The organism is Massilia eburnea, assembly GCF_009720745.1.
Classification (GTDB): domain Bacteria; phylum Pseudomonadota; class Gammaproteobacteria; order Burkholderiales; family Burkholderiaceae_D; genus Rugamonas; species Rugamonas eburnea.
This window is the reverse complement of record NZ_WNKX01000025.1, coordinates 44533-66637: the sequence shown is the minus strand read 5'-3', so window position 1 is coordinate 66637 and position 22105 is coordinate 44533. Positions and strand designations below refer to the sequence as shown.

Annotated in this window: 25 protein-coding genes; 13 read left to right on the top strand and 12 right to left on the bottom strand. The window is 62.4% G+C overall.

From position 1 onward, the window contains the following. Positions 1-44: 44 nt before the first annotated feature. Together GM658_RS24050 and GM658_RS24045 are read left to right on the top strand one after the other, a co-directional pair. Positions 45-1193, top strand: a complete 1149-nt coding sequence (locus GM658_RS24050) for an acyltransferase family protein (RefSeq protein WP_155456602.1) — start codon at positions 45-47, stop codon at positions 1191-1193. Next, the gene (locus tag GM658_RS24045; RefSeq protein WP_155456601.1) at positions 1156-1857 is read left to right on the top strand and encodes a hypothetical protein; all 702 of its coding nucleotides are present in this window, start codon (positions 1156-1158) and stop codon (positions 1855-1857) included. Before GM658_RS24050 ends, GM658_RS24045 begins: the two co-directional genes overlap by 38 nt. A gap of 3 nt (positions 1858-1860) precedes the next feature. On the opposite strand, the gene GM658_RS24040 is transcribed toward GM658_RS24045, so the two are convergent. Genes GM658_RS24040 through GM658_RS24030 form a run of 3 tightly spaced genes read right to left on the bottom strand, consistent with a single transcriptional unit; the run spans position 1861 to position 3839 of the window. After that, positions 1861-2328: a hypothetical protein gene (locus GM658_RS24040; RefSeq protein WP_155456600.1), complete on the bottom strand. Its 468-nt coding sequence runs from the start codon at positions 2326-2328 to the stop codon at positions 1861-1863. Between the two features lie 23 nt (positions 2329-2351). After that, positions 2352-3221 carry a pirin family protein gene (locus GM658_RS24035; protein WP_155456599.1) on the bottom strand — a complete coding sequence of 290 codons (870 nt, stop codon included), beginning with the start codon at positions 3219-3221 and terminating at the stop codon, positions 2352-2354. An 18-nt stretch (positions 3222-3239) separates the two neighbouring features. Then, positions 3240-3839, bottom strand: coding sequence for an FMN-dependent NADH-azoreductase (locus GM658_RS24030; RefSeq protein WP_155456598.1), 600 nt, complete (start codon positions 3837-3839; stop codon positions 3240-3242). A gap of 112 nt (positions 3840-3951) precedes the next feature. Between GM658_RS24030 and GM658_RS24025 the strand changes: the two genes are divergently transcribed. The 3 genes from GM658_RS24025 to GM658_RS24015 are packed head-to-tail and all read left to right on the top strand — an operon-like array spanning position 3952 to position 5631. Next, positions 3952-4866: a LysR family transcriptional regulator gene (locus GM658_RS24025; protein ID WP_155456597.1), complete on the top strand. Its 915-nt coding sequence runs from the start codon at positions 3952-3954 to the stop codon at positions 4864-4866. A gap of 55 nt (positions 4867-4921) precedes the next feature. Continuing rightward, on the top strand, positions 4922-5164 hold the full coding sequence (locus GM658_RS24020) for a hypothetical protein (RefSeq protein WP_155456596.1): 243 nt from the start codon (positions 4922-4924) through the stop codon (positions 5162-5164). A gap of 8 nt (positions 5165-5172) precedes the next feature. Beyond that, entirely contained in the window at positions 5173-5631 is a 459-nt protein-coding gene (locus GM658_RS24015; protein ID WP_155456595.1) for a DUF1579 family protein, read from the top strand. 188 nt (positions 5632-5819) lie between these two features. Here the strand turns inward: GM658_RS24015 and asd are convergent, their stop codons facing one another. Then, a complete protein-coding gene (asd, locus tag GM658_RS24010; RefSeq protein ID WP_155456594.1) occupies positions 5820-6671 on the bottom strand; it encodes an archaetidylserine decarboxylase in 852 nt (283 codons plus the stop codon). A 93-nt stretch (positions 6672-6764) separates the two neighbouring features. Here asd and GM658_RS29570 point away from each other — a divergent pair, with 93 nt between their 5' ends. The 6 genes from GM658_RS29570 to GM658_RS23980 all read left to right on the top strand — a co-directional run bounded on the left by GM658_RS29570 (position 6765) and on the right by GM658_RS23980 (position 12086). Beyond that, positions 6765-8156, top strand: a complete 1392-nt coding sequence (locus tag GM658_RS29570) for a TonB-dependent receptor plug domain-containing protein (RefSeq protein ID WP_170298943.1) — start codon at positions 6765-6767, stop codon at positions 8154-8156. Continuing rightward, entirely contained in the window at positions 8090-8902 is an 813-nt protein-coding gene (locus tag GM658_RS29565) for a TonB-dependent receptor domain-containing protein (RefSeq protein WP_155456592.1), read from the top strand. The genes GM658_RS29570 and GM658_RS29565 overlap by 67 nt, the downstream gene beginning before the upstream one ends. A gap of 203 nt (positions 8903-9105) precedes the next feature. Continuing rightward, positions 9106-9399, top strand: coding sequence for an H-NS histone family protein (locus GM658_RS23995; protein WP_155456591.1), 294 nt, complete (start codon positions 9106-9108; stop codon positions 9397-9399). A gap of 60 nt (positions 9400-9459) precedes the next feature. Continuing rightward, entirely contained in the window at positions 9460-10746 is a 1287-nt protein-coding gene (locus GM658_RS23990) for a metal-dependent hydrolase family protein (RefSeq protein ID WP_155456590.1), read from the top strand. Positions 10747-10752: 6 nt separating this feature from the next. After that, positions 10753-11367, top strand: coding sequence for an LON peptidase substrate-binding domain-containing protein (locus GM658_RS23985; protein WP_155456589.1), 615 nt, complete (start codon positions 10753-10755; stop codon positions 11365-11367). A gap of 50 nt (positions 11368-11417) precedes the next feature. Continuing rightward, entirely contained in the window at positions 11418-12086 is a 669-nt protein-coding gene (locus tag GM658_RS23980; RefSeq protein WP_155456588.1) for an FMN-binding negative transcriptional regulator, read from the top strand. On the opposite strand, the gene GM658_RS23975 is transcribed toward GM658_RS23980, so the two are convergent. Then, positions 12073-13026, bottom strand: a complete 954-nt coding sequence (locus tag GM658_RS23975) for a DMT family transporter (protein ID WP_155456587.1) — start codon at positions 13024-13026, stop codon at positions 12073-12075. The genes GM658_RS23980 and GM658_RS23975 overlap by 14 nt on opposite strands. Before the next feature lie 61 nt (positions 13027-13087). Here GM658_RS23975 and GM658_RS23970 point away from each other — a divergent pair, with 61 nt between their 5' ends. Next, positions 13088-14419, top strand: a complete 1332-nt coding sequence (locus GM658_RS23970) for an erythromycin esterase family protein (protein WP_155456586.1) — start codon at positions 13088-13090, stop codon at positions 14417-14419. On the opposite strand, the gene GM658_RS23965 is transcribed toward GM658_RS23970, so the two are convergent. The 3 genes from GM658_RS23965 to GM658_RS23955 all read right to left on the bottom strand — a co-directional run bounded on the left by GM658_RS23965 (position 14366) and on the right by GM658_RS23955 (position 16279). Further along, positions 14366-14674, bottom strand: coding sequence for a DUF1294 domain-containing protein (locus GM658_RS23965; protein WP_155456585.1), 309 nt, complete (start codon positions 14672-14674; stop codon positions 14366-14368). The genes GM658_RS23970 and GM658_RS23965 overlap by 54 nt on opposite strands. After that, positions 14674-15693 (bottom strand): tryptophan--tRNA ligase, encoded by a 1020-nt coding sequence (gene trpS / locus GM658_RS23960; RefSeq protein ID WP_155456584.1) that lies wholly within the window; start codon positions 15691-15693, stop codon positions 14674-14676. The genes GM658_RS23965 and trpS overlap by 1 nt, the downstream gene beginning before the upstream one ends. A gap of 211 nt (positions 15694-15904) precedes the next feature. Further along, positions 15905-16279 (bottom strand): YXWGXW repeat-containing protein, encoded by a 375-nt coding sequence (locus tag GM658_RS23955; protein ID WP_155456583.1) that lies wholly within the window; start codon positions 16277-16279, stop codon positions 15905-15907. Positions 16280-16411: 132 nt separating this feature from the next. Between GM658_RS23955 and GM658_RS23950 the strand changes: the two genes are divergently transcribed. Further along, positions 16412-18298 carry a CocE/NonD family hydrolase gene (locus GM658_RS23950; RefSeq protein WP_155456582.1) on the top strand — a complete coding sequence of 629 codons (1887 nt, stop codon included), beginning with the start codon at positions 16412-16414 and terminating at the stop codon, positions 18296-18298. A 127-nt stretch (positions 18299-18425) separates the two neighbouring features. On the opposite strand, the gene GM658_RS23945 is transcribed toward GM658_RS23950, so the two are convergent. The 4 genes from GM658_RS23945 to GM658_RS23930 are packed head-to-tail and all read right to left on the bottom strand — an operon-like array spanning position 18426 to position 22021. Then, positions 18426-19301, bottom strand: coding sequence for an EamA family transporter (locus tag GM658_RS23945; RefSeq protein ID WP_155456581.1), 876 nt, complete (start codon positions 19299-19301; stop codon positions 18426-18428). Further along, on the bottom strand, positions 19301-20122 hold the full coding sequence (locus GM658_RS23940; RefSeq protein ID WP_155456580.1) for a substrate-binding periplasmic protein: 822 nt from the start codon (positions 20120-20122) through the stop codon (positions 19301-19303). Before GM658_RS23940 ends, GM658_RS23945 begins: the two co-directional genes overlap by 1 nt. Before the next feature lie 7 nt (positions 20123-20129). After that, a complete protein-coding gene (locus GM658_RS23935) occupies positions 20130-21374 on the bottom strand; it encodes an MFS transporter (protein WP_155456579.1) in 1245 nt (414 codons plus the stop codon). Beyond that, the gene (locus GM658_RS23930; protein ID WP_155456578.1) at positions 21371-22021 is read right to left on the bottom strand and encodes an HD domain-containing protein; all 651 of its coding nucleotides are present in this window, start codon (positions 22019-22021) and stop codon (positions 21371-21373) included. Before GM658_RS23930 ends, GM658_RS23935 begins: the two co-directional genes overlap by 4 nt. Positions 22022-22105: the final 84 nt, after the last annotated feature.

The following is a 22105-nucleotide window of genomic DNA, read 5'->3' as shown; positions in this document are numbered from 1 at the left end:
GCGATGATAGGTGGCCAATATTCTAGCTCAGGTAGAATGCGCGCATGAACCGTTCCTCCCGCATCCATGGCCTGGATACCTTGCGCGCGCTGGCCATCATGCTGGTGTTTGCCAATCACTACATGGGCTTCGTCAGCTTCAAGCCGACTTTCGGCTGGTTCAGTGAAATCGGCTGGGCGGGTGTGGACCTGTTCTTCGCGCTTTCCGGATATTTGATCGGCAACCAGGTGTTTGCTGCCTTGCGCGGGCCGGGACTGTCGCTGCCGCATTTTTATGCGCGGCGCTTGCTGCGCACCGTGCCGGCCTTCCTGTTTGTGCTGGCGCTGTACGCCTGGTGGCCGTATTGGGCCGGCGGCCTGCCGCATGCGCCCTGGTGGAAATACCTGACCTTTACGCTCAATTTCGACCTCAAACCGGGGACGCTGTTTTCGCACGCGTGGTCGCTGTGCGTGGAGGAGCAGTTTTACCTGCTGCTGCCGCCTATCGCGTTGGCCCTCGCCGCGATTGCGCAGGCGCGCCGCAGCGTTGCGCTTGCGCTGGGCTGGGCGGCTTTGGCTTCGGCCGTGGCGGCCGGCATGTGGCTGCGGCACAGCTGGTGGGCGCCGTCCATGGATCTCGGCGGGCGTGGCAGCCGGGCCTATTACACGCTGATCTACTATTCGACGCTGTCGCGCTTCGACGAGTTGCTGGCAGGCGTCGCCCTGGCCATGCTGCGCAACTTCCATCCCGCCTTGTGGCAAGCCATGACGCGGCACGGGAACGCGATGTTGGCAGCAGGAGCGGCCTTGACCGCGCTGGCATTCTGGCTATTCATCGCGCATCACTTCAGCTGGGGCATGTCGGTCTTCGGCTACCCATTGCTTGGCGTGGCGTTTGCCGCCATGCTGCTGGCGGCCCTCAGCGAAGGCTCGCTGCTGCAGCGCACCCGCATTCCGGGCATGGGCGCCATTGCTGTCTGGTCCTACTCAATTTACCTGACGCACAAGCAGCTTTGCGTGCTGCTTGCCGAATATTGGGCGCCGGATGAACCACTGTCGATCGCGCTCATGATCGCGGCCAGCATATTTGCCGGATGGCTGCTATATTTTGCGGTCGAAGCGCCGTTCATGAAACTTCGCGAGCGCTTCATCCCGTCCAATCACAAACGGAGACCGCATGAAGCAACTGTTGACAGCATCGCTGCTGCTACTTAGCGCACAGGCCTTCGCGCAGCCTGCCGCCGGGCCCTACGCGCGCATGGTTGTCATCCAGCCCAAACCCGGCCAGGCCACGGCCTTCGAACAAGGCTACCAGCGCCACCTTGAGTGGCACAGCAAGGCCGCCGACCGCTGGACATGGTATGGCTGGTCCTTTGTCCTGGGCGAGCGGCTCGGCATGTTCATGGACGGCACTTTCGGCCATGCCGCTGCCAATTTCGATGCTGCGATGCAACCGGCAGCCGACGCCGCCGATAATGCCGCAAACGTCGTTCCTTATGCGGACTTCCTGAGCCACGGCGTGTTTTGCCGCCTGGACGCCGCCAGCGTCGGCCAGCCCTTGCCCGACACATCGCCGTTCCTGGCAATGACGACCTATACGGTGGCTGCCGGCGACGAAGGGGCATTTGAACGCCAGCTGGAGGCCGGCGCCACAAGGCCGGGCGCTGGTCCGGCGCGCACGCCGGGCGGCGCAAGCCGGTTCACCTGGTATAAGCTTCAGATCGGCGGGCGGCCCACAGTATGTTTTGATGCGTGCAGCGCCATCCTTCGGCGCAGCGGCGGAGTTGCCGGAAGTGGTGCCGCCTGGCGCCCGGGCGATGGTGCGCAGCGTGCGTACGGAGCTGCTGCGCTACCGCGCCGAGATGAGTTACGCACCTAAAAACTAGTTGCGCATTTCGATCACGTTGTCGTTGTGGGCGTCGGCCAGGAAGGCAAACAGCGCCCGCACCCGGGCCGGGGCTTCGTAGCCTTCCGTCGCCTCGATGGCGCGGCGCAGGCCGGGCGCCGCCTCGATGATATGCGGGCTGACGTAGGCGCGGATCAGCAGGGAAGCCAGTTGCGCCGCTTCGCGTTCATGATTGTGCTGCAGGCGGCGGCCGATCACGTCGATCAGCACGCGCTGCATGCGCGGGGTGGGGTTCTCGATATGGGCGAACACCAGCGGCGTATTGGTGATGGCGTCGCAGATGCGGCGCTCGATCTCGTCGGCCTTGGTATCGGAAGGGATGTCGAAATACGCGCCCGTCCACCGGGTACGCGCGTACTGGTGGCCGGGCGGGAAAGAATCGGCGGTGTCGAAGCCGAGCGCGTGGCTCAGCTTCTTCACCCAATCAATGATGACAGAGCTCATGGCGGCCATTGTACCGCCACTGCTTAGGCTGCGTGCGCTTCCTCGCCCAGGCGGCCGGCGCGGAAGTCCTCGACGGCCTGGAAGATCTCGGCCTGCGAGTTCATCACGAATGGACCGTACTGCACGATCGGCTCATTCAGCGGCTTGCCCGACAGCAGGATGAAGCGGCTGTCAGGTCCCGCCTTGATGGTTACGCCATCTGCGCCTGCATTGTTAGCCAGGATCGCCATGCTCTGCGCCGGCACCGCCTTGCCATCCACGGTCACCTCGCCGCGATAGGCGTAGATGAAGGCGTTATGGCCTTCGCGGATAGCCTGGCTGAAGCTTTCACCAGCAGGCAATTCCACGTCGACGTACAGCGGCTCCGTCACTTCGCGTTGCACCGCACCCGCCACGCCCTGGCTTTCGCCGGCGATGACGCGCACCGTGGTCCCGTTCTCTGTCGTCACCACCGGGATGTCGGCGGCTTCGAAGTCCTTGTACCAAGGGTTGCGCATCTTGTCCTTGGCCGGCAGGTTAAGCCACAGCTGGAAGCCTTCCATCAAGCCTTCCGCCTGTTCCGGCATTTCGGAGTGGATCACGCCGCGTCCCGCCGTCATCCACTGCACGCCGCCGCTGGCCAGCAAACCTTCATTGCCGGCGCTGTCGCGGTGGCGCATGCGGCCGGTCAGCATATAGGTGACCGTTTCAAAGCCGCGGTGTGGGTGGTCGGGGAAGCCTGCGATGTAATCGTTGGCTTGCTCCGAACCGAAATTGTCCAGCATCAGGAACGGGTCGAGGCGACGCTGCAGTGGCTGGGTCAACACGCGATTGATCTTCACGCCAGCGCCATCCATCACGGCCTGGCCGCGGATAATCCGTTCCACTGTGCGGGTTTGTGCGATGTTGTCCATTACGTTTCCTTTGTTTGGTTAAGCCAGCAGTTCTTCAACGCGAGCATCGGCAGCGGCCTTCTGCTGTGCGGCCACTTCCGGGCCATAGCCCTGGCCTTCGATGAACACATATTCCACGTCGGTCAGGCCGATGAATGCCAGGAACATCTTCAGGTGCGGGAACTGGGTATCAGTCGGCGCATCTTTGTGCATGCCGCCGCGCGAGGTGGCGACATAAACTTTCTTACCTTGCAGCAGGCCGAGCGGGCCGTTTTCCGTGTACTTGAAGGTGACACCGGCGCGGGCAATCGCGTCGAACCACGATTTCAGCTGCACCGTAATGCCGAAGTTGTACATCGGGGCGCCGAGCACGATTACGTCGGCAGCCTGCACCTGGGCGATCAGGGCGTCATCCAGGGCGACGCGGGCAGCCTGTTCGGCAGTGCGCTGGCCGGCTGGAGTGAACAGGGCCTGCAGGGCTTGCTCGTCCAGCACTGGATGCGGGTTGGCGGCCAGGTCACGGACTTCCACGGTGGCGCCTGGGTTGGCAGCCAGCAGCTTGTTCACGATATTGCTTGCCACACGGGTGGATTCGGAACCGGAGCTTTTTGCGCTGGAGTTGATTTGCAGGATGTTCATGGTTTGCTTCCTTTCGAATTGGTTTGTTGCTGCGATGGAGTAACTATAGCGGTTCCATATTTGATGTAGAAGACGTTAAAATGGATAACATCGTGCCATTGGTGGAATAATCATGACGGAAATAGACCCAAGCGACCTGCTTTTATTTGCGCGCATCGTCGAATACGGCAGCCTGAGCCAGGCGTCCGAGCGCCTGCAACTGCCTAAATCGACCGTTTCCCGCCGCCTTACCCAGCTGGAAGGCAGGCTGGGTGAGCGGCTGTTGACCCGCACCACGCGAAAACTGGTGCTGACCGAATTCGGCGCCAGCCTGTTGGAGCATGCGCGGCGGGTGGCGGAGGAGACCGAAGCGGCCGGCGCGCTGGCCCAGCACCGCCAGCAAGCGCCCAGCGGTTTGCTGCGGGTATCGATGCCGGCCGATTTCGCCAACGCCCACCTGGCGCGTATCCTGCCTGCTTTCATGGCAAAGCATCCGGCCATCACGCTGGAGCTGGACTTATCGCCACGACGGGTCGACCTGGTTGCGGAAAACTTTGACATTGCGATCCGCATGGGCGAACTGCCGGACGATGCCACACTGGCTGCGCGAAAGGTCTTGATATCCACCTGGGGTCTTTACGCAGCGCCTTCCTATACCGTTGTGCACGGCTTGCCGGAGCATCCGGACGATTTGTTCAAACACGAGCTGCTGAGCCTCCGCCGCATGGCAAATGGGCTGGTGCATTGGTCGCTCACGCGCGGCAAGACCACTTGGGAGCGGGACCTGCCGGTACGGCTCATGGCGAATTCACCCGAGCTGCTGACCCGCATGGCCGTCACCGGCATGGGCATCGCCACCTGTACCACGCCGTTCGCAGCGCCACTGGTCGCGCGCGGGCAACTGGTGCGCGTGTTGCCCGACTGGTGCTTTCCACCTGTCACCGGCTGGGCCGTATTTCCAGGGCGCCGGCTGATGCCGGCCAAGACGCGCGCCTTCCTCGATATGCTCGAATCCAACTTTACGGGGCAGCACCTTCCCGAAAACTGAATGTTAGAATAAAGTTAATTGACTATTGGAAACTACTTTTAGGGGCTGCGTCATCATGGCGTACCGTTTCCTGATTGCCTGCAGCACTTCGCTGCTTGTGGCGCTGCCCGCCGCGGCGGCCGGTACCTGGTGCTCGAAAGCCGAAACGACCTATTTCAGCTGCAAGATCAAGGGGAGCGAAAAGATGCTCTCCGTGTGCGGGACAGAGGTCATTAAGGATGGGAAGTCGCTGGCCGAGATTCAGTGTGAAGGGAAAGTCAAATCCAAACTTGATGAGTTGAGCATCGACGAGAATTAGGAGGTTCCATGAATGATGTATGGAATTTGCTGGAGTTGTTTGCAGGGGATTGGGCAGGTGTAGAAGAAATTACGCTGTCCAAATGGGGGCCCGGCGGTAGCGCGAGCGCGTCGATTTCTGCGCGGCTGGAGTTCGGCGGGCGTGTGCTGGTCCAGGACTACAGTGCGGAACGCGACGGTAAGCAATGGTTCAAGGCACACGCCGTCATCGCGTTTGATCAGCAGACTTCATCGCTGAGCCTCCATTGGTTCGACAGCATGGGATTTGTCCCGGCTTCACCTGCGCCGGGCCAGTGGGACGGTGAGGCGCTCCGCTTCGTGCGCACGTCACTGCGCGGACAAACGCGTCATACCTATGTCTTTGTCGGCGCCGCCACATACGAGCTTAGCCTCGAAAGTTCATTCGATGGCGGTGCGTCTTGGGAACCAGTGATGAAGGGACGTTATATGCAACTCGGGGCCAAATGATGACACCGCACGAAAAGATGACCCTGGTCCATATCGTCAATGCGTTTCAATGGCTTGCCGATTGTTAGGGTGGCCGCGCCGCCATACGAAAAAAATTCCCGCCGCAGTCATTCTTCTTCGACGGCTATCCGTTCTCGCGGGGGCAGATGTTCCGGATCCCATATAAGGGACCCTCTCATTGCTGAGGCCTATTTCAGGTCCGCCATCATCTCGCCCAGCCGTACCGGACCGGCAGGCTGCCACTGATCGTTGAAGTGCAGGGTGTCTTTCGGGAACAGCATGACGACGGTGGAGCCGAGCAGGAAGCGGCCCATTTCTTCGCCCTTCGTGAACGTGTATTCGTTCTTCTGGTAAGTCCACTCGGTGACTTTCGGCAGGCGCGGCGGGTTGACGACGCCGTGCCAGGTGGTGGCCATGCTGCCGACGATGGTCGCGCCCACCAATACCATGACAAAGGGGCCGAAGGCGGTGTCGAACTCACACACCACGCGCTCGTTGCGCGCGAACAGGCCCGGTACGCCGCGGGCGGTGGTCGGGTTGACGGAGAACAGCTCGCCAGGCACATAGATCATGCGCTTCAGCGCAGCATCGCATGGCATGTGGATGCGGTGGTAGTCGCGTGGGCTCAGGTACAGGTTGGCGAAGCTGCCGTGCTCGAATTGCTTGGCCAGCGCTGCGTCGCCGCCGACCAGGGCGGTGGTGGAGAACTTGTGACCCTTGGCCTGGAAGATCTGGTCGCCTTCAATCGCGCCGAACTGGGAAATGCGGCCGTCCACCGGGCAGACGAAATCGGCCTTGGCCAGGGGGCGGGCGCCCGGCTTGAGCGCGCGGGTGAAGAATTCGTTGAAGCTGTGGTAGCTGGCGATGTCGGAATTGGCCGCTTCGTCCATGTTGACGTCGTATTTGCCCACGAACCAGCGGATCAGGCGCGTCGTCATTTCGCCGCCTTTGGCGCCCGCCACGCGGCCGGCGAAGTTGGTCAGGGCTCCTTTTGGGAGCAGGTATTGCGGCAGTACGGCAAGTCGAGACACGGTTGGCATTCCAAATATTTGAAGATGCCGAATTATATCCTTGCTACCGCCTGCACCATAGGGTACAGTTGCGCCCGAGAATCATTTACCTTTTTTGCAACAATGATCCGCCTGACACTCGCAGCAACAGCCATCTTCGCCGCCACCCAAGCCATGGCGCAGGACAAGAAGCAGGAACCCATCCAGAAAATCGAAATCAAAGCTGCGGCCGAGGCCTACAACCCGCGCAAGGACGATACCGCGAGCAAGATCGTCGTCAGCGCAGATGAGCTGAAACGCTATGGCGACACCTCGATCGGGGATGCGCTCAAGCGCGTACCGGGCGTGTCGGTCGGCCCGGGCGGCAAGGATATCCGCATGCGCGGCCTGGGCAGCGGCTACACGCAAATCCTGCTGAATGGCGAGCGGGTGCCGCCGGGATTCAGTATCGAGAGCCTGTCGCCTGACAGCATCGAGCGCATCGAGGTGATCCGCGCGGCGAGTGCGGAATTCAGCACCCAGTCGATCGCCGGCACCATCAATATCGTGCTGAAAAAAGCGGTCAAGGCGGCACAGCACGAGTTCAAATTCGGCGTCAGCCATAGTGCAGAAGCGACCAACCCGAACGGGAATCTGCTGCTGTCCGATAAAGACGGCAAGTTCTCGTATTCGATCAATCTGAGCGGCGGACGATATGATTTCGACCGCCACTACCGCAGTGACCAGGACCAGCTCGACCTGGCGGGCGATCCCGTCATGCAGCGTCGCATGCTGCTGTGGGACCGTGGCCAGGCACGCGGTCTGGAGCTGGCGCCGCGCTTTAACTGGAACCTCGAGAACGGCGACACCCTGACGTCGCAGTCCTTCATCAGCCGTTCGGTCTTCAAGAGCGCGATGGACCGCGACTACGACGTGGAAGCTGGCGCCGCGCCTTTCTATATTGGCGAGCATATGGTCAACGTGAACAAAAGCCTGTTCGCGCGCACGGACCTGAACTGGGTGCACAAGTTTGGCGAAGGAGCCAAACTGGATGCCAAGATCGGCGGCCACCGCCGGCGCTCCAACGGTACCTGGTTCGAAACGGACACGCATACTGACGACGAATCGTTGCAGCACGATGTCTTCAGCGGCAATCGCGAATGGGGTGCGAGCAGCACCGGCAAGTTCACCATGCCTTTGGGCAGCGACCAATCGCTCGGGGCAGGCTGGGAAGTGGGTTACACCGGACTTAGGGACTGGCGCAACCAGCGCGACCTGTATATTCCCGCCGGTACGCGCGACGACAAGGACGAGGGATACCAAGCCTCGGTGCGCCGTGCCGCTTTCTTTGCGCAGGACGAATGGAATATCAGCAAAGCATGGTCGCTCTATGCGGGGCTGCGCTGGGAAGGCTTGAACACGCACAGTTCCGGCGCCGGTTTCGATCCGGTGGATAACCGCAGCAGCGTATGGAGTCCACTGGCGCAAACCTGTACAAGCTCCCGAACGGCAAAGACCAGTTGCGCGCGGCCCTGACGCGCACGTACAAGGCGCCGGCGCCAAACAACCTCTCTGGCCGCCGCTTCACGACGACCAATAACAGCCAGCTGGAGACCGACTGGATCGGCAATCCGAACCTGAAGCCTGAACTGGCGACTGGTATCGACGCATCCTACGAACACTATTGGGCGGAGGGGGCGCTGTTCAGCGTTGCGGCGGCGTCGCGCCGCATCAGCAACTACACGCGCCGCAACGTCTTCCTCGATAACACTGGCCGCTGGGTGATGACCATGATGAACAACGGCCGGGCTGATGTGCACAGCCTGGACGTGGAAGTGAAATTCCCGATGAAGGCGGTGATGGACCATGCCCCTGCACTCGACGTGCGCGCCAACATCAGCCGCAACTGGTCGCGCGTCGATTCGGTGCCCGGGCCGGACAACCGCCTGGACCAGCAGGTGCCGTTGACGGCCAATCTCGGCCTTGACTATAAGACGCCGGACGGAAGCTGGAGCATGGGGAGTAGTTTCACTTTCCGGGCGGGCGGTGAGGTACGCAATGATGTCGACCGCTATAGCTGGTCGACAGTTTCTCGCCAGCTGGACGGGTATATTGCCTGGAAACTGGACAGTAAGACTCAGTTGCGATTCTCTGCCTGGAATTTGCTGGCGCAGGATTACCTTTCACTGACAAGGTATCAGACAGCGGCCGGAATATCGTCGACACTTTCGGTCAACGAGGGCGTGCGTAATTATCGCTTGCAGCTTGAGATGCAGTTCTGAGTTAAATAAGCCGGCTATAACCGGTCTTAGCCCTTGATTTAATTATCAATGAAATAAAAAGCGCCGCATGTCAAATGTGTGGCGCTTTTTTTTTAATATGGTTAAATTATGTAGATAAGATCAACGCAACTATGGTACATTGCGGGTAAGAAATCTCACACATTGTCACACTTTGATTTTTCATACACTTAGGGTAAAAAGAGATGACCACCTATCAGGAATACCAGGCAAAAATTGCCGAATTGCAAAATCTCGCCAATGACGCGCGTAAAGCCGAAGTGCAAAAAGCAAAAGAGCAGATCTGGTCCATCATGCGTGAATATGATCTGACTGCTGCTGATCTCGGCCCGGCTGCCAAGAGCAATAAACCAGTCAAGCCGCGCGCCCGTGTGCCGATGAAATATCAGGACCCGGTGTCGGGTTCCCAATGGACCGGCCGCGGCCGTGCGCCGAAATGGTTGGAAGGTAAGAAGAAGGAAGACTTCCTGATTAAATAAGCGGACACAGTGAGAGGGGCGGATTAATATCCGCCCTTTTTCTTTTTATACGGCGAGAATATGTCGAGCTTTGCATTGCGGCCGCTGCTGGCGGCCTTACTCTTATGTGTTGGCGGATCGGCGTTTGCGGCCAGGCCGGTATTGCTGACGCCCGAACGGGTCTGGACCGGCGAGGGCGCGGCTCACGGCGGCTGGTCGGTACTGGTGGCCGATGGCAAGGTGGCCGCCGCAGGTCCCACTGCCGAGGTGCCTGTTCCGGCCGATGCCGAGCGCATTGCCTTGCCGGGCAAAACGCTGATTCCCGGCCTCATGGACCTGCATTCGCACGTGCTGCTGCACCCGTATAACGAAACGAGCTGGGACGACCAGGTGCTGAAGGAGCCGGAAGCATACCGTGTGCTGCTGGCCGCGCGCCATGTGCAGGCGCAGCTGCAATCGGGATTTACCACCTTGCGCGACCTGGGTTCGGAAGGCGCGGGCTATGCCGACGTGTCGATCAAGCGCGCCATCGAGGACGGTGTGGTGCCGGGGCCGCGCATGTTCGTGGCGACGCTGGCGATTGTGGCCAGCGGCAGCTATGGTCCGAACGTGAAGTCCTACCGGCCCGACATGCACCTGCCGGTGGGCGCCCAGGAAGCGACCGGCGTCGACGAAGTGGTGAAGGCGGTGCGCGAGCAGGCTGCCCACGGCGCCGACTGGATCAAGGTGTACGCCGACTACCGTATCGGGCCGGACGGCTCCTCGCGCGCCACATTCAGCCAGCAGGAACTCGACGCACTGGTGGCGGCGGCCCATAACACCGGGCGCAAAGTGTCGGCCCACGCTTCGACCGACGAGGGCATGCGCCGCGCCGTGCTGGCCGGCGTGGATACCATCGAACACGGTTATGGCGGCAGCGAGGCGACCTTCAGGCTCTTGGCCGAGCGCAAGGTTGCCTATTTCCCCACATTGGCCGCGCCGGAGGCGACCAGCGAATACTTCCAGAAGTATGTGCGGGGCGGCCCGCCGACGCCGTCCATGCAGGCGGCGGCGCGTGCCTTCCAGCTGGCGCGCAAGGCGGGCGTGACGATTGGCCTGGGCAGCGACGTCGGCGTGTTTGCCCATGGCGGCAGCGCGCGCGAGGCGGAATGGCTGGTCAAGCTGGGCATGACGCCGACCGAAGCGCTGCGGGCGGCCACCGTGGTCAACGCCGCTGTGCTGGACCGCGCCGCGACACTGGGCCAGGTAAAGCCGGGCTATCTGGCCGACCTGGTGGCGGTGGAGGGCGATCCTACGGCCGATATCGGCGCCTTGTACCATGTCGGCTTCGTCATGAAAGGCGGCAGTGTGGTCCGAAACGTGCGATGATGAAGTATGTCCGCGATTCCCTTATTTCCGTTGCAAACGGTGCTGTATCCGGATGGGTACCTGCCGCTGCAAATCTTCGAGGTGCGCTACCTCGACATGGTGAAGCGTTGCATCGAACATCAGGAAGACTTCGGCGTGGTCGCCCTGGTCCAGGGCGACGAAGTGCGCAAACCCGACCAGCATGAAACCCTGTGCGCCGTGGGCACCATGGCGCATATCGGTGAATGGAAGGCGGTCATTCCGGGCTTGATGCAGTTGCGCTGCAGCGGGCGCCAGCGCTTCCGCATCGTCGCCGCCGAACAGCTGAAGCATGGCTTGTGGATGGCGGAAGTATCTGCCATCGACGACGATATGACGGTGCCGATTCCTTCCGAGCAGCAGGATGTCGCCGACAGCCTGGGCGTCCTGATCCAGACCTTGCAAGAGCGCGGCGTGCCACCCGAGCAAATGCCGATGCAGGCGCCATACCGCCTGCAGGAGGCGGGCTGGGTCGCCAACCGCTGGTGCGAGCTGCTTCGTTTGCCGCTGGCGCAGAAACAGCTGCTGCTGGCGCAAGAAAATCCGGTGCTGCGCCTGGAGCTGGTGCAGGACGTGATGGTCGAGCATGGCCTGCTGAATTAGGCCATGGCTGGCCCTATGCACGTTTGAGCGCACCACGCTACACTGAGCGCATGTACCTTCCTACCGCTTTCGCTGAAGACCGCCTTGAGGTCAAACATGGGCTGATCCGGGCCTATCCGCTCGGCATGCTGGTTATTCCCGGCGCCGCACCGACGGCGGACCTGCTGCCGTTCTCGCTTTATCCCGATGAGGGCGAGGCCGGGCTGGGCGTGCTGCGCGCGCATATGGCGCGTGCCAACCCGGCCTCGCTGGCGCTGGCTGCCCATGGCGAATGCCTGGTGGTGTTCCAGGGACCGGAGTCCTACATCAGCCCAAGCTGGTACGCCACCAAGGCCGTGACGCACAAGGTGGTGCCGACCTGGAATTACGCCATGGTGCAGGTGCGCGGCGCCGCGCGGATGGTGGAAGATGCGGCCTGGCTGCGGCGTCAACTCGGCGATTTGACTGCCATGCAGGAGACCGGCCTGCCGGAGCCGTGGGCGGTGGAAGATGCCCCGGCCGATTTTGTCGATGGACTGCTGAAAGCAATCATCGGCATCGAGATTCCGATCGCCTCCATCAGCGGCAAGTGGAAAGTGAGCCAGAACCGCAGCGCTGCCGACGCCGCGGGCGTGGAGGCAGGACTGCGCAGCCTGGCCGCCAGCGATATCGGCACGCCGCTGGGCGGCGGCGCGTTAGCGATGGCGGACCTGGTGAACGAGCGTATCAGGCCGGACTGAGTTCCTCCTCCTGCGCGTGGACGTGCATCGACCACGTGACGCCGGCGATCAGCAATACGATGGCGGCAATTTCCAGCGGGCGCGGGAACTGCTGCTTATAGATAAAGCCATACAGCAGCGCGAACAGGGTCTCGAACAGGATCAGCTGGCCGGACAAAGTAATCGGCACGCGGCGGCTGGCCACGTTCCACAAATGGTTGCCGATGACCGAGGCGCCCAGGGCCAGCAGGCTATTGCAGATCCAGAACAGCGTCCAGTTGCGGCCCGAGGCAGCGCCGGCGGCGCCCGTGACTTCGCCGTGGAAAATGGCAAAAGCGATGGCAGCGATCACCAGCGCAATCAGCCCGCTGGACAGTCCATACAGCGCCGACCATTCAGCGCTGCTGTAATGAGGATTGCGCTTGAGGTAGCGCGCATTGTCGAGCGTGTACCAGGACCAGCACAGCAAGGCGCCCGTGGCGCACAGCACGCCGATGACGGTGTTGGCAAGCGATGCGCCCGCAGCGGCGGCATGCTGGAACACGTCGACATTGATGCAGGCAATGCCGGCAGCCGTCACCAGCAAAGGCATGGCGAGCTGGCGCAGCGGCACCGCGCCGTGGTCGTTGCGCCCCATCAGCGTCACGGCAATAGGCAGCACGCCAATGATCAGGGAAGTCGGCGCCACGCCGGCCAGCTTCACACCCAGCGCCAGGAACATGTAGTAGACGATATTGCCGGCCAAGGCGTGCCGCAGCAGCGCAAAATAGTCGGCGCGCTCCAGGCGCCCGAACAGGTTGCGCAGGCGCGGCAGCATCAGCACGAAAGCGATCGCGCCGTAAGCCATATAGCGGCCCACCGCCATTTCCAGCGGCGTAAAGGCCGACAGCAGCTCCGGCACGACAAATACCATGCCCCACATCGCGCCTGCCAGCAGGCCGCATACCACACCAATCCACATGCAATATTTCCCCGGTTAAACCTGCGACAGTTTCGCACAGCTTGCGATATCTTGCTGAATCATGGACAAGACCTTGATCGCCGCGTTGCAGCGCGAGGCGCGGCCCCTGGAAACTGCGGAGGATCTCGACTACCTGCTGGACTTTATCGGCGACGCCACGATTGTGCTGCTCGGTGAAGCCACACACGGTACGCGCGAGTTCTACCGCCTGCGCGCCGACATCAGCAAACGCCTGATCGTCGACAAGGGCTTCGACGCCATCGCCGTCGAAGCCGACTGGCCGGACGCCTTGCGCGTCAGCCGCTATGTGCAGCACAGCGGCGACGACATGAGCGCCGACCAGGCCTTATCCGGTTTCAAACGCTTCCCGCAATGGATGTGGCGCAATCATGAAACCATGGACCTGGTGAACTGGCTGCGGGTACACAACCATCATGTGGCCAGCCCCGCGCGCCGCTGCGGATTCTACGGCCTGGACCTGTACAGCTTGCAGCAATCGATGCACGCCGTGATCGCCTACCTCGACCAGGTCGATCCGGCTGCGGGCGCACGCGCGCGTGAACGCTACAGCTGCATCGACCACTTTGCCGAGGACCCGCAGCGCTACGGCTACGCCACCAGTTTCGGCATGAAGCCCGATTGCGAGGCCGAGGTACTGCGCCAGCTGGTCGACATGAACCGTTTGGCCAATGAGCACCTGAGCACCGGGATGGTGCCGGACGAATTCTTCTACGCCCAGCAGAACGCACGCGTGACGCGCAATGCCGAGGTTTATTACCGCGCGATGTTCAAGGGGCGCGACGAATCCTGGAATGTGCGCGATTCCCATATGGCGGAAACGCTGCAAGCCTTGCGGGAGCATCTTGGCCAGGCGATAGGACGGCCTGCGCGCATCGTGGTGTGGGCGCATAACTCACACCTGGGCGATGCGCGCGCCACCGAAATGGGCGCGCATGGCCAACTGAACCTGGGGCAGCTGGTGCGCGAGCGTTACCGGCCGCACGAAAGTTTCCTGCTTGGCTTTACCACGCATGCGGGCAGCGTGACTGCCGCCAGCGAATGGGATGGGCCGGCGGAACTGAAACCGGTGGTGCCGTCGCGTCCAGACAGCGTCGAGCACGTGATGCATGGGGTCGGGAAGGGGACTTTCTTCCTGCCGCTGCGCGGGCGCGATAGTGCCCTGACGCGGGCCGACGGGCGCTTGCTGGAGCGGGCGATCGGCGTGATCTACCGGCCCGATACGGAGCGCATGAGCCATTACTTCTATGCCGATGCGGAACGGCAGTTCGATGCGCTGATCCACGTCGACCGCAGTACGGCGCTGGCGCCGCTTGAGCGTTCAGCCCTGTGGAAGCACGAAGAGCCGGCCGAGACTTACCCATCCGGCCTGTAGCGCGACGAGCAGCGTCAGGTTCAGGACGACGGTGAACCAGAACTTGGCGAGGAAGGACGTCTTGGCGGATTTGTGGCGCAGCAGCTGTTGCGCTGCCAGCGCGCCGGGCCAGCCGCCGGCAAGGCCCAGCAGGAGCAGGGTGCGTTCCGGGGTGCGGCGGCGGCCCTGGCGTGCGGCCGATTTGTCCAGCGCGTAGGCGATGAAGCAGGCGACGCTGGCCACGGCATACAGCGCGGCCAGCGCGGTGGCGCTCATCAGAAGTAGGACAGGCCCAGGGCGGCCTTCACTTCGTCGGTGGTACGTGCAGCCACTTCGCGCGCACGCATGGTGCCTTCCTTCAGCACCTGCATGATGTAGCCCTTGTCCTGGGCCAGTTCTTCACGGCGGGCACGGATCGGCGCCAGCATGTCCTGCAATACGGCCTCCAGGCGCTTCTTGACGACGGAGTCGCCCAGGCCGCCGCGCACGTAGTGGTCCTTCATCTCTTGCAGGCTGGCTTTGTCGGTGTCGAACGCATCCAGGTAGATGAAGGCGACGTTGCCTTCCAGGTGGCCAGGGTCGGACACTTTCAGGTGCAGCGGATCGGTGTAGACCTGCTTCACTGCCGCAGTGATTTCAGCGGCGCTGGCGCCCAGGTTGATCACATTGCCCAGCGACTTGGACATCTTCGCCTTGCCGTCGATGCCAGGCAGGCGGCCCACTTCCGGCACCACGGCCTTGCACTCGACCAGGATTTCCTTGTTCACCAGGCGATTGAACTTGCGCACGATTTCGTTGGTCTGCTCGATCATCGGGATCTGGTCTTCACCGACCGGCACGATGGACGCCTTGAAGGCCGAAATATCGGCGGCTTGCGAAGCAGGGTAGGTCAGGAAGCCGGCCGGAATGTCGCGTTCAAAGCCGCGCAGCACGATTTCCTGCTTCACGGTCGGGTTGCGCTCCAGGCGCGCCACGGTGACCAGGTTCAGGTAATAGAAGGTCAGCTCGGCCAGCTCGGGGATCTGCGACTGGATCAGGATGGTGGACTTGGCCGGATCGATGCCGCAAGCCATATAGTCCAGCGCCACTTCCACCACGTTGCGATGCACCTTGTTGGTGTCGTCCATATTGTCGGTCAGCGCCTGCGAGTCTGCCAGCATGATGAACTGGTTATAGTCGTCCTGGTAGGACACACGGTTGCGCAGGCTGCCGACAAAGTGGCCGAGGTGCAGCGGACCGGTCGGACGGTCGCCGGTCAGGATAATCGGTTTGGTGCTGGATGCTGGCTGGCTCATAGGGTTCTTTCTGCTTGCCCCTATCGATTGCGCCAAGAAAAACGCCACCTGATCGAGGCGGCGTTGATATTAAAATCACATCACTTTTCAGTGGCCGCGCTATGTCAGCGGCGCCACCAATTGCGGGAAAGCAGATGTGATTGGATAAATTTCATCCCGCAATGGTTACAGTTCAACGCAGCCCTGTCAAGCACTGACCCCGACTTTTCAATTAATAGCGGTTCGGGTTGTTGGGGTGCTCGTCGAGGCGGTTGGGCACGCCGTCATGGTCGCGGTCGCCACGTTCCCAGCGGCCGCGCTCCATGCGCCAGCGGCCATTTTCCAGCTGGGCCCAACTCGGTTCGCGCCAGTGGTAGCCGTGACGGGCGCGCACGTATTTGCCGTTGACCCACACGTGACGGTGACCGTTCCAGCGCCAATAGCCTGGCGTCCAGACGAAACCGTCCCGTGCCGGCGGAACGACTTCATCGCGCGGTGGGGGCGGGGCGGTGCGGATCACAACCACGTCCGCGTAGGCGGCCGGGGCCAACCCCAGGCCGCCGCCGAGGGAAGCTGCAATAAAAGTGGCAATGAGCAATTTTTTCATGATTGGCTCCTTCATTTCGTGATGGGAGTCATTTTTGCCGTGTCTGCCGCGGCCGTATGTGCGCACACACGCTTTCATCTCTGCATTAATTTTCTAGTAATATTGCGCAAATTCATGCCCGTAGGAGACACCATGCGTCGCTGCCTTTCACTGATTTCTTTCCTGCTTGCGTCCCAGGCGCTCGCCCAAACCTCGCCTATGGCGCCGGATATTGTTCCTGGCTTCGAGGCGCCACAGGATCAAGCGGATTACGTCAAACGCGTGGTGATGATCCCGATGCGTGATGGGGTGCGCCTGCATACGGTGATCGTGGTGCCGAAAGGAGCCAGCAAGGCGCCGATCATCCTGACCCGCACGCCGTATAACGCGGATGGCCGTGCCAAGCGCAATACGAGCCCTTATATGCTGTCTTCCATGCCGCAGGGCGATGAGGAGTTCGGGCGCGATTTCATCCGTGTGTTCCAGGACGTGCGCGGCAAATACGGCTCGGAAGGCGACTATGTGATGACTCGCCCGGTGCGCGGTCCGCTCAATGCGAGCCAAACCGATAACGGCACCGATGCCTGGGATACCATCGACTGGCTGGTGAAGAACGTGCCGGAGACGAACGGCAAGGTGGGCATGATCGGCTCTTCCTACGAGGGCTTCACCGTGCTGATGGCGCTGACCGATCCGCATCCTGCCCTGAAAGCTGCCGTGCCGATGAGCGCGATGGTCGATGGCTGGCGCGGCGACGACTGGTTCCACAACGGCGCTTTCCGCGTCAATACCCTCGATTACATTGCCAGCCAGAACACTGCCAGGGGCCGCGGCGAGGCGCTGGCGACAGGCGCGTATGACGATTACGATTCGGTGCTGCGCGCCGGTTCGGTGGCGGACCTGGCCCGCAAACACGGCCTCGATAAATTGAATTTCACGAAGAAGCTGTTCGAGCATCCAGCCTACGACAGCTTCTGGCAGGAGCAGGCGCTGGACCGCATCCTGGTCAAGCGTCCATTGTCCGTGCCGACCATGCATGTGGTGGGCCGCTGGGACCAGGAAGATATCTACGGCGCCTACGCGACTTATGCTGCGCTGGAAAAGCTGGACAAGGACAATAAGCTGAACTTCCTCGCCGTTGGCCCCTGGCGCCATAGCGGCGTCAATTACGACGGTTCCTCGCTCGGGGCCTTGCGCTTCACGGGCGATACGGCGCAGGAATTCCGCCGCGACGTCATGGTGCCTTTCCTGAAGCAGTACCTGGTGGATGGCGCGCCCGCTGCCAATACGCCGCCGGTGCTGTCCTACCAGACCGGGACCAATCAATGGCAGCGCCTGAACCAATGGCCTCTGTCGTGTGCGTCGGGTTGCGCGTCGCCGGCGAAGGCTGTGTTCTTGGAAGATGGCTTCAAGCTCTCCTGGTCCAAGTCTGCCAGCGACAAGGGCTTCGATGAATATGTGGCGGATCCCGCCAAGCCTGTGCCGTTCGTGCCCCGTCCAGTGCGCATGGGCGACGAAAACGTCTGGAAGCCTTGGCTGGTGCACGACCAGCGCTTCGTCAGCGACCGTACCGATGTCCTGAGCTATGTGACCGAGCCATTGAAAGAGCCGCTCGTTCTGGCTGGCGCGCCGCAGGTTCACCTGACCGCGTCGACTTCGGGCAGCGATGCGGACTGGGTGGTGAAGGTGATCGACGTCTATCCGGACGAAGTGCCGTCGCAGCCGGCCTTGGGCGGTTATCAGCTGCCGCTGTCGATGGACATCCTGCGCGGGCGCTATCGCGACAGCTTCGAGAAGCCGTCCGCCATCCCTTCGAACAAGCCAGTGCAATTCAACTTTGCGCTGCCGCCAGTGAACCACGTGGTGCTGCCGGGCCACCGTCTGATGATCCAGGTGCAGTCAAGCTGGTTCCCGCTGTATGACCGCAATCCGCAGACCTATGTGCCGAACATCTTCTTCGCGGCGCCAGGCGATTATAAGAAGGCCACGCAGCGCGTGTTCCATGGCAGTTCAATCGAACTCCCTGTTGTGCAGAAATAATGAGGGCGCCAAGGGTTCGATGGGATCTTTGAGGGCTGGCAGCTTGGCATCGTGATGGACCAATGGTCCGAGTACGACGACGGGGAGCGGACGAACTCCATCAGGACGGTCTGGAAAATGCAGCCGCTCAAGCGAGGCGCATCAGGACCGCTCCGGCGGCAATAGCGACTATCGCCGCTACCCGTTTGCCGCCAATGCGTTCGGAAAGGAAGAATCTGGCGATCAGGGCGGCAAACAGGATCGAGGTTTCGCGCAGGGCGGCAACTGCGGCCAGCGGGGCGAGCGTCATTGCCCATAGCGCCATGCCGTAGGCGCCCAGCGTGCCGGCGCCGCCGAGCAGCGCCACGCGCCAGAATTCCCGGGCGTATTCGCGCAATTGCCGTGGGCTGCGGACCAGGCACCAGGCCAGCAGGCCTGCCGCGCTCAGCACGTGCAGCCACATGACGTATGCAGCCGGGGCGCCTGAAGCGCGGGCGCCCATGCCATCGACCAGAGTGTAGGCGGCGATCACGACGGCATTCAGCGAGGCGTAGGTCGTGGAGCGGTGGCGCGCTGCAAAGGCACCATCGTCCACTGCGTCCGACGCAGGCGCTTGCGCGCGGCTGGCGAACCAGAGGCCGAAAATGCCGCCGCTGATGCAGGCGACGGCGGCATATTGCGTGAGCGTGAGACGTTCGCCCAGCAAGGGCACGCTCGAGAGCGCGACCAGGAGCGGGGCGCTGCCGCGCATCAGCGGGTAGGCGTGGCTCATGTCGCCATGGCGGTAGGCGGCGGCAAGCAGGCCGTAATAAACATAGTGGATGGCAGTCGACAGCAGGGCGTACTGCCAACTGGCGGCGGCAGGCTGGGCGAGGAAAGGCAGCAAGGGCAAGGAGATCAGGCTCGCGCCGCCGGCGACCAGGACGCTGCTGAGGAATGGGTCGCGTCCTTTCTTGACCAGGGCATTCCATCCCGCGTGCAACAGTGCGCCGCACAGGACGATAGCGACGACCGAAGGCGCCATCAGCGGGCGCGCACGCTTTCGCTGAGGATTTCTGGCCGGTGGTAGCGCTGGAAGCCTTCCATCACCACGTTGGACTTGGCCGCGCGCTCCAGCAATTCAAGCAGCACGGCGCGGTCGTCGGGCGACAGTGAACTGCGTGAGACGTAGACGCCGGACTGCTGCCAGGGCAGCTCCGGGATCGATTCGAGCCGCAGCCGGTCCAGCATGCCGTTCAACCGGGGTTCGCGGTTGATCGAGCCGGCCATGATGGTCGGCCCCATGATTGTCATGTCCACGGCGCCCATCAGCATCAGGCGGGCCACCGCGGTGGGATCGACTTCGGTGAACAGGCGCCCCTGGCGGGCGAGATCGCGGAGCAGGGCCTGGTAAGCATCGCCGTAATCGTAGCCGCGTACCACGGCCACGCGCAGGTCGCGCCGGTCCAGCAGGTCCTGGGCATTGGTGATCGGCGGGCGCGGGCTTTGCAGGGAAATCAGCATGGCGCGATGGCCAACCATCGGGACGAAGACGCCGTAGGCATCGCGCGCCGCGGTGCGGGTGGCGGGGACCAGCAGGTCGGCCTTGCCGGTTTCGAACAGCAGTTGCTGGCGGGCGCGCGGCACCGAAGTAAAGGTGAAATGACAGCCGGCGCGTGGTCCCAGGCTGCGGAAGATGTCCGGGTAAATGCCGCTGAAGGCGCCGTTGTCGACGATGACGCTGACGCCGGTGCTGGAGAGCGGCACCACGATGTCGCGCGAGCAGTCGGCAAACGCCGGCAGCGCCGCCACAAAGGGCAGGGCGGTGAGCAACTGGCGCAAGAAGCTGTGCACGCGTATGGTCATACCCTGATTATGCACTCGTTTCCGGCGTGGATGCAGTCGCCATATGGTGCTGGCGGAAGTAGCGCCGGGCCACGAAGATGCCCACCGCTTGCATCGCCGCGCAGACGAAGAAGGTGCTGCCGATGCGCCAGTCGCTTGGCGGCAGGTGGCTGACGGCGCTGAGGATGGCGCCGCCCAGCAAGGGCATGAGCACCGAACCAAGGCTGCTGATCGATTGCAGGGAGCCCATCAGCTCGCCCTGTTCATTGGCCGGCGTGGCCTTGGAAACGATGCCTTGCAGCGCCGGACCGGCGGCAAAGGACAGCAGGTTGCACAGGATGAACACGTACATCATCCAGCCATGGGTCGCCAGCCCATACAGCATATAGGTGATGGCGCCGGAGCTCAGGCCGATCAGCGACAGGCGTACTTCGCCGAACTTGCGGATGAAGATGCCCAGCAGGCCGGCCTGCACCACGGCCGCCGCCACGCCCACGCAGAACAGGGCCGCACCATTTTCGGCAGGGGTCCAGTTGAAGCGGAAGTGCGTGTACAGCACCCAGGTCGATTGCAGCATCATCTGCGCCGCCGTCACCAGGGCAAAGGTGATGACCAGGCCGCGAATGTCCTGGCGGCGGGCCAGCTTGGCCAAGGCACTGAACGGGTTGACCGACACCAGCTTGAATTTCTCGCGGCGTTCTTCCGGCAACGATTCGGGGACGAAGAAATAGCCGTAGCTGAAATTGGCGAAGGACAGCGCGGCCGCCACGTAAAACGGCAGGTGGAGGTTGACGTCGCCCAGCAGGCCGCCCAGCATCGGGCCGCAGATAAAGCCCAGGCCGAAGGTGGCGCCGATCTTGCCGAAGCTCTTGGCGCGGTCTTCGTGGGTCGAGATGTCCGAGGCGTAGGCGGAAGCGACCGACATGCTGGCCGAGGACATGCCGCCAATCACGCGGCCAATGAACAGGCAGGCCAGGTTAGGCGCCCAGGCTGTGGTCAGGAAGTTGATGCCCATGCCGGCCATGGAATACAGCAGTACGGGACGGCGGCCGACACGATCGCTGATCGCGCCCAGCATCGGCATGAAGATGAACTGCAGCAGGCCGAAAGTCGCGCCGAGGATGCCGTACCAGAGCGCATGCAGCTCGCGGTCCTGCACGTACTGGCCGACCAGGATGGGCAGCACCGGCACGATGATGCCGATGCCCAGCATGTCGATGAAGATGCTGACCAGGACGAAGTTCAGGTTGCCCTTGGATTGCGATGCGCTCATGCCGCCACCGCCCATTCTGCGACAAAGCTGTCGCGGAAGGCCAGCAGCTCGCGCAGTCGCTGTTCGCCCAGCGCGCGGCCGGCGGCGGTCTGCATGGTGCCGGGCAGGGTGGCGAGCTTCACTTCGATGTGGTCCAGCGAATAGATCTTGTCGTTACGCTCGCGATGCAAGGCCAGCGGATCGTCCGGGTGCGCCAGGGCGGTGCCCATACGGCCGGCGATGTAGAACATGCGCGCCAGGCCGACGGCGCCCAGGGCGTCCAGGCGGTCGGCATCCTGCACGATCTGCGCTTCCAGCGTGGTTGGCTGAAGGGCGGCGGAGAAGCTGTGGGTTTCGATGGCGTGGGCCACGGCGTCCAGGCGGGCGGTGGGAAAGCCGGCTTCGGCCAGCTGGGTGCGCGCCAGCGCGGCGGCCTGGCGCGAGGCCAGGTGGCGTTCCGGATGGTTCTTGGGCAGGTTGACCAGGTCGTGCAGGTAGCAGGCGGCCAGCACGACCAGTTGGTCGGCGCCGGGATGCTGCTTCAGCAATAAAGTGGCATTTCGCCACACCCGGTGCAGGTGATTCATGTCGTGGGCGCCATCGTCGCCCGCCGCAGCGCTGGCCAGCGCTACGAGGCGCGGCTGCCAACTGCTCAGCGAAATATCCATGGAAATGCCGTATCTCTGTTAATAGCTGCGCAATTGTGCCATGACTTTAGCGCAAGCTTGTATGTTTCTCTATGGCAAAATTGT